Source organism: Leisingera sp., assembly GCF_034669605.1.
Taxonomy (GTDB): Bacteria; Pseudomonadota; Alphaproteobacteria; order Rhodobacterales; family Rhodobacteraceae; genus Leisingera.
On sequence record NZ_JAXMOX010000253.1, the window covers coordinates 1 to 5,953 of the forward strand.

At 63.6% G+C, this 5,953-nt stretch carries 8 protein-coding genes and 1 pseudogene; 4 read left to right on the plus strand and 5 right to left on the minus strand.

Going from position 1 to position 5,953, the window contains the following annotated elements; genetic code table 11:
• Positions 1–773, minus strand: a 773-nt coding sequence (locus tag VOI29_RS21920) for a polyprenyl synthetase family protein (protein WP_323783678.1), incomplete at its 3' end; no start/stop codon positions are given.
• 57 nt (positions 774–830) lie between these two features.
• Between VOI29_RS21920 and VOI29_RS21925 the strand changes: the two genes are divergently transcribed.
• The 3 genes from VOI29_RS21925 to VOI29_RS21935 all read left to right on the plus strand — a co-directional run bounded on the left by VOI29_RS21925 (position 831) and on the right by VOI29_RS21935 (position 2,219).
• A complete protein-coding gene (locus tag VOI29_RS21925) occupies positions 831–1,046 on the plus strand; it encodes a DUF2007 domain-containing protein (RefSeq protein ID WP_323783680.1) in 216 nt (71 codons plus the stop codon).
• Positions 1,043–1,810 carry a tRNA1(Val) (adenine(37)-N6)-methyltransferase gene (locus tag VOI29_RS21930; protein WP_323783682.1) on the plus strand — a complete coding sequence of 256 codons (768 nt, stop codon included), beginning with the start codon at positions 1,043–1,045 and terminating at the stop codon, positions 1,808–1,810. The genes VOI29_RS21925 and VOI29_RS21930 overlap by 4 nt, the downstream gene beginning before the upstream one ends.
• A gap of 235 nt (positions 1,811–2,045) precedes the next feature.
• Positions 2,046–2,219 carry a YdcH family protein gene (locus tag VOI29_RS21935; RefSeq protein ID WP_024088941.1) on the plus strand — a complete coding sequence of 58 codons (174 nt, stop codon included), beginning with the start codon at positions 2,046–2,048 and terminating at the stop codon, positions 2,217–2,219.
• Between the two features lie 123 nt (positions 2,220–2,342).
• Here VOI29_RS21935 and VOI29_RS21940 read toward each other — a convergent pair whose 3' ends face one another.
• Positions 2,343–3,206 carry a DMT family transporter gene (locus VOI29_RS21940; RefSeq protein ID WP_323783685.1) on the minus strand — a complete coding sequence of 288 codons (864 nt, stop codon included), beginning with the start codon at positions 3,204–3,206 and terminating at the stop codon, positions 2,343–2,345.
• Positions 3,203–4,150 carry a transcriptional regulator GcvA gene (locus VOI29_RS21945; protein ID WP_323783687.1) on the minus strand — a complete coding sequence of 316 codons (948 nt, stop codon included), beginning with the start codon at positions 4,148–4,150 and terminating at the stop codon, positions 3,203–3,205. The genes VOI29_RS21940 and VOI29_RS21945 overlap by 4 nt, the downstream gene beginning before the upstream one ends.
• A gap of 112 nt (positions 4,151–4,262) precedes the next feature.
• Between VOI29_RS21945 and VOI29_RS21950 the strand changes: the two genes are divergently transcribed.
• On the plus strand, positions 4,263–4,424 hold the full coding sequence (locus VOI29_RS21950) for a hypothetical protein (RefSeq protein ID WP_323783689.1): 162 nt from the start codon (positions 4,263–4,265) through the stop codon (positions 4,422–4,424).
• A 92-nt stretch (positions 4,425–4,516) separates the two neighbouring features.
• On the opposite strand, the gene phbB is transcribed toward VOI29_RS21950, so the two are convergent.
• Both phbB and VOI29_RS21960 read right to left on the minus strand, forming a co-directional pair.
• Positions 4,517–5,239 carry an acetoacetyl-CoA reductase gene (gene phbB, locus VOI29_RS21955; protein ID WP_323783691.1) on the minus strand — a complete coding sequence of 241 codons (723 nt, stop codon included), beginning with the start codon at positions 5,237–5,239 and terminating at the stop codon, positions 4,517–4,519.
• Positions 5,240–5,428: 189 nt separating this feature from the next.
• A pseudogene (locus VOI29_RS21960) lies at positions 5,429–5,953 on the minus strand (acetyl-CoA C-acetyltransferase); the annotation flags it as partial.

Sequence of the window (5,953 nt, forward strand, 5' to 3'; positions counted from 1 at the left end):
TCCTCCGTCGCCTGCGCCACTGCCTTGATCACCGGCAAGGTCAGTTTGCGCTCGCGGAAATCGTCACCGACGTTCTTGCCGGTGGCCTTGCTGTCGCCCTGATAGTCCAAAAGGTCATCGGCGATCCGAAAGGCGACCCCCAGCGCGTCGCCGTAATCGAACAACGCCTTCACCTGCTCTTCAGAAGCCCCGGCAATCACCCCGCCGACCTCGGTCGCGGCCGAGAACAGCGCCGCGGTCTTGCCGCGCACCACCTGCAGATAGATGTCTTCGCCGGTCTTCAGGTTCGAGGCCGCGGTCATCTGCAGCACTTCGCCCTCGGCAATCGTGGCCGAAGCGTTGGCAAGGATGTCCAGCACCCGCAGCGACCCGGTCTCGACCATCAGCTGGAAACTGCGGGCAAACAGGTAGTCGCCGACCAGCACCGAGCTTTTGTTGTCCCAGAGCAGATTCGCGGTCGGGCGCCCGCGCCGCTGGGCGCTCTCATCCACCACATCGTCATGCAGCAGGGTGGCGGTATGGATGAATTCCACCGTCGCGGCCAGTTTCAGATGGTGATCGCCCTGGTAGCCGCACATCTTCGCGGCTGCCAGCGTCAGCATCGGCCGCAGGCGCTTGCCGCCGGCCTCAACCAGATGCGCCGTCACTTCGGGGATGCGCGGCGCATGTTCCGACGCCATCCGCTTGCGGATCAGCACATTCACCGCGTCCAGTTCCTGGCTCAGCGTGGCGGCCAGCATCTCATGCGGCTTTCTGGTCATCACTTGGTCCATCACTTTCCCGCTCGCAAGGCTCGACAAGGCCGGGGCCTTGCCCTTAGATCCAATCCTATGAAAGAGCTTCTGCGCAGCACCGATCCGACGATCATGGCCTTTGCCTCCGCCCTTCTTGAGGGTGAGGATATAGACTGCTTTCAAATGGACGTAAATATGAGCGTCCTGGAAGGCGGTATCGGAATTTTCCCGCGCCGCCTGATGGTGCGGGCGGATGATTACGACGACGCGCTGGAAGTGATGCGCGACAATCAAATTCCCCTGGGCCGATGAACGCCTTTGCGAAAGACGCGCTGAGCTGCAACGGTTTTCTTGGCGGCAGGGTGCGGCTGTGGCAGCCGGTCAAGGGATACCGTGCGGGAGTTGATCCAGTGCTGCTGGCAGCGGCGGTCCCGGCCAGGCCGGGCGAGGCGGTCCTGGAGCTGGGCTGCGGTGCCGGACAGGCCTTGCTGTGCCTCGCTGCGCGGGTGCCGGACCTGCAGCTGGCGGGGGTGGAGCTGCAGCCGTCTTACGCGGAGCTGGCCCGGTGCAATGCTGCCGAAAACGATCAGGCGATCGAGGTGTTCGAGGCCGATTTATCGGCACTGCCAGAGGTCCTGAAACAGCGCCAGTTCCATCACGTCGTTGCCAATCCGCCGTATTACAAACCGGGCGCCCACAGCCGGGCGCGGGATGCCGGCAGGCAGGTCGCGCTGGGGGAGGGCACGCCGCTGGCGGACTGGATCGCAACCGCCGCCCGGCGGCTGGCGCCGAAAGGATACCTGCACATGATCCAGCGCGCCGACCGGCTGCCGGATATGCTGGCGGCCTGCAGCGGCGGTCTTGGCTCGGTCGAGGTGTTGCCGCTGGCGCCGCGCGCAGGGCGGGCGGCTGAGCTGGTGATCCTGCGCGCGCGCAAGGGCGGGCGGGCCGGTTTCCGGCTGCATGCGCCGCTGATTCTGCATCAGGGTGCCCGGCATGAGCGGGACGCAGACAGCTACCAGCCGCAAATCCGGGCGGTTCTGCGCGAGGGTGCGGCGTTGCCCTGGCCGGTCTGACAGCGATTTTGCAGCGCCGCGAATATAGGGGGCAAGCCAGCCGCATTCAACTTATGAGACATGTTTATCAGCAGGTTTCTGCCGGAATGCGATGCCGCCTGCGGCAAAATGCGCGGCGCATGGCTGATATGAAAATTTCATGACAAAAATACTGCGGCTGCGGCGTGACAGACGTGGAAACTTGTGGTCCACTCTTTGATGTTGAACACATCTAGCTCTAAGAAGGAGGGTTGCCATGAGCCTTAGCTCGCATCTGACCGAACTTAAGAAGAAGCACGAGCATCTGAGCATGGAAGTGGAACAGGCCCAACGATCGCCCAGTACCGACGGTCTGGAAATCGCATCAATGAAAAAGCAAAAGCTCAAGCTGAAGGAAGAGATTGAGCGTCTGACGACTGAACTGGTCTGAGGAGTTTCCGCCGGGACGCATCCCGGCAACACGGTTCGGAGGGCCTGCCCGGCGCGGCGGCCCTCTTTTCATTTTGCGGCAGCAGGAATGCCGGATCAGGAATACCGGATCAGGATTGCGGGGTCAGCTTGCCGAACTGGCCCTTGCCGCAATCAGCGCCCCGCCTGTGATCAGCGCCGCCGCCAGCGCCAGCCCCCAGGAGGCGGCGGCAATGCCCGCCAGCACCAGGATCAGCGTCGACAACAGCGGCGCGGCGTAACTGCTGGTGCCAAGCATCTGAATGTCGCCCTGTTTGACGCCGATGTCCCAGACATAAAACGCCAGTCCGACAGGACCAAGGCCCAACAGCAGGGTTGAACCCCAGCCCAGCGTGCCCGCAGGCCAGACGGTCTCCTCAAGTGCGAAATGCAGCCCCCAGGAGGCCACGGCGGTGGCCAGGCAGAACACCGCAACCGAACTGGTCGGCGCCCCGCCCACCAGCCGCGACAGCACCGAATATCCCGACCAGGTCAGCGCGCACAGCAGCGCCAGGCCATAGCCGGGCAGATATTGCGCCTGAAACCCTTCGCCGCCGCCGGAAATGATGGTGGCCGCCCCGGCAAAGCCCAGTCCGGCCCCGATCAGATGCCCCGCCTTCAGATGCTCGCCGGGCAGCAGGCCGGAAAACAGCACGATCAGCAAGGGCCACAAATAGGCGATCAGCCCGGCTTCGGCGGCCGGCGCCAGCCGCAGCGCCGAGAAATACAGCGCGTGATAGCCGAACAGCCCCAGCGTGCCAAAGAGATAGACCCGAAAGGGCACATGGCGCAGCTGGCCCAGCTTGCCGGTGGCGGCGGTCCAGATCATGCCCAGCGTGCCGCCGAGGGTGAAACACAGCGCATTCAGCAGCAGCGGCGGCGCAGGTTCCGACCCGACGGTCAGCAACGCCAGAAGCGACCACAGCAAAACAGCGACAAAGCCGACGGCGGTCGCGCGGGATCTGGTCATGGCGGCGGGATGTCCTCAACGGGGATGATATCAAGAGCCTCCGAGACGTAGGCGGTTTTTTCGATCTCGGCAACAAACCACTCGCGGAAGGCGGCGATCTGGGGACGGTTTTCGGTGCCGCGGGCACAGAGGAACCGGAAATGCGCCTTGGTCTCAATCGCGGTCTTGAACGGTGCCACCAGCCGGCCCGCATGAAGGTCCGTCACGATGATCGACCGCCGCCCCAGCGCCACGCCAACCCCGGCCAGCGCCGCGTCAATGGCATGGTCGGCCTGTGAAAACCAAGCGCCATGGGTGGGGGTGAAATCGATCCCCTGGGTGCGGAACCACACCGGCCAGTCACAGGGCGGATCGAGGAAATTCAGCGACTCGTCAAACAGCAGCGGCGCCTCGGTCAGGCTTTCGGGGGTCGGGTAGCGTTCGGCCAGCTCCGGCGTCATCACCGGGGTCATCCAGTCCTTGCGCAGGGGCATCGCCCAGACCCCCTCGTCCGGCCCATAGCCAAAGCGGATCGCCACATCGACCTCGTCCCGGGCAAAATCCATTTGCCGCAGCGTGGCCGAGAAGCGCAGGTCGATCTCCGGGTGGCTGCGGGCAAATTCATAGAGCCGCGGCGCCAGCCACTTGGCGGTCAGCGCCGGTCCCGCGGTCACCGTCAGCGTGGTGTTGTCCTGCAGACGGCGCACGGCGCGCCAGGCGGCGGTCAGCGCTTCAAATCCTTCGGCTGCGCCGGGGGCCAGTGTCTTGCCGGCTTCCGTCAGCTCCACCGCGCGGTTCAGGCGGCGGAACAGCGGCCGGCCCAGATGCTCCTCCAGCGATTTGATCTGAAACGACAGCGCCGCGGGGGTCACATTCAGTTCTTCCGCCGCCTTGGCAAAGGACATGTGCCGGGCGGCGGAATCAAACGCGCGCAGGGCGGTGAGAGGCGGCAGGCGGTCAGGCATTTCACATAAGTACAGCTTAACTGAACCACTGCAAAGTCTCGTTTGCGCGTTCGACGGAACGTCGTCACAGTGAATGCATGTAAAGGATACTGATCCGAATAGGAGGCCGAAGATGCTGGAATACTCTGCTGATGCCGCCGTGAAGTCTGCCATGGCCCGTGCCCACACTGAGCGCGGTGAGGTGCTGAAACACGTGCTGAAACTGGCCTGGGCCCGGCTGTTCGGCGCACGGCACCTGCCAGCCCTCCGCCCCAAGGTTTCCCGCTGGGCCTGAGCGCGCTCTGCTTTCAGGAAAAGGCACTTACGGGATAGGAAAAGGGCCGGTCCATCAGGACCGGCCCTTGCCGTTTTCGCCGAAGCGAAGAATCAGACGAAGAACTGCGCGCCGTTGGCCGAGATCGTCGAACCGTTGATGAAGCCCGAGTCGTCAGACGCCAGGAAGGCGACGCAGCGGGCAATCTCTTCAGGCTCGCCCAGACGGCCGGCCGGGATCTGGCCGATAATCGACTCGCGGACCTTTTCCGGAACCGCCATCACCATTTCAGTGGCGATATAGCCGGGGCAGATCGCGTTGGCGGTGATGCCTGCGCGGGCCCCTTCCTGGGCCAGCGATTTCACGATGCCCAGATCGCCCGCCTTGGTCGCGGCATAGTTCACCTGCGCGAACTGGCCCTTCTGGCCGTTGATCGAGGAGATCACGATCACACGGCCGAATTTGCGCTCGCGCATGCCGGGCCAGACCGGGTGCACGGTGTTGAACACGCCAGTCAGGTTGGTGTCGATCACTTCCTGCCACTGCTGCGGCGTCATCTTGTGGAACGGCGCGTCGCGGGTAATGCCGGCATTGGCGACCACGATGTCGATCGGACCCACTTCCGCTTCGACCTTGGCGATGCCTTCGGCGCTTTCCTCATAGCTGCCGACATTCCATTTATAGGTCTTGATGCCGGTTTCGTCGGTGAACTTTGCCGCGGCTTCGTCATTGCCGGCATAGGTCGCGGCCACATTGCAGCCCTGCGCCTTCAGCGCCTGCGAGATTGCTGCGCCGATGCCGCGGGAACCGCCGGTGACGAGTGCAGTACGTGCCATTCAAGAATCCTCCAGTTTGACTTCTTTGTAATCTTGCTACAGTTTCGGTTTCACCTGCGCAACAATATTGCGTCATGAAATTTCTGCATTGCCGCAAAAAAATTGTCGCACCCGCGAGATACCGCTGAATTGTAAAAGAAAAAGGGCGCCCCGGCAGGGCGCCCTCCGATATCAGCACTATTGCGCCACTTACGGGCGCTCCACGCAGAGGGCAACGCCCATGCCGCCGCCGATGCACAGGGAGATTCTTTTCGAACAGCAGCGTGTTCAGCACCCGGCAGCCCGAAGCGCCGATCGGGTGGCCGATGGCAATGGCGCCGCCGTTCACGTTGACGATCGACGGATCCCAGCCCATGTCCTTGTTCACCGCACAGGCCTGGGCGGCAAAGGCTTCGTTGGCTTCGACCAGATCCAGGTCGGCGACCGACCAGCCGGCCTTTTCCAGCGCCTTGCGCGAGGCATAGATCGGGCCGACACCCATGATCGACGGGTCCAGTCCGGCAGTGGCATAGGACGCAATGCGGGCCAGCGGCTCGATGCCCCGCTTTTCGGCCTCATCGGCGCTCATCAGCAGGGTGGCGGCAGCGCCGTCGTTCAGGCCCGAGGCATTGGCGGCAGTGACAGACCCGTCCTTGGTGAAGGCCGGGCGCAGCTTCTGCATCGCTTCCATGGTGGCGCCGTGGCGGATCTATTCGTCCTGGTCCACCACAGTCT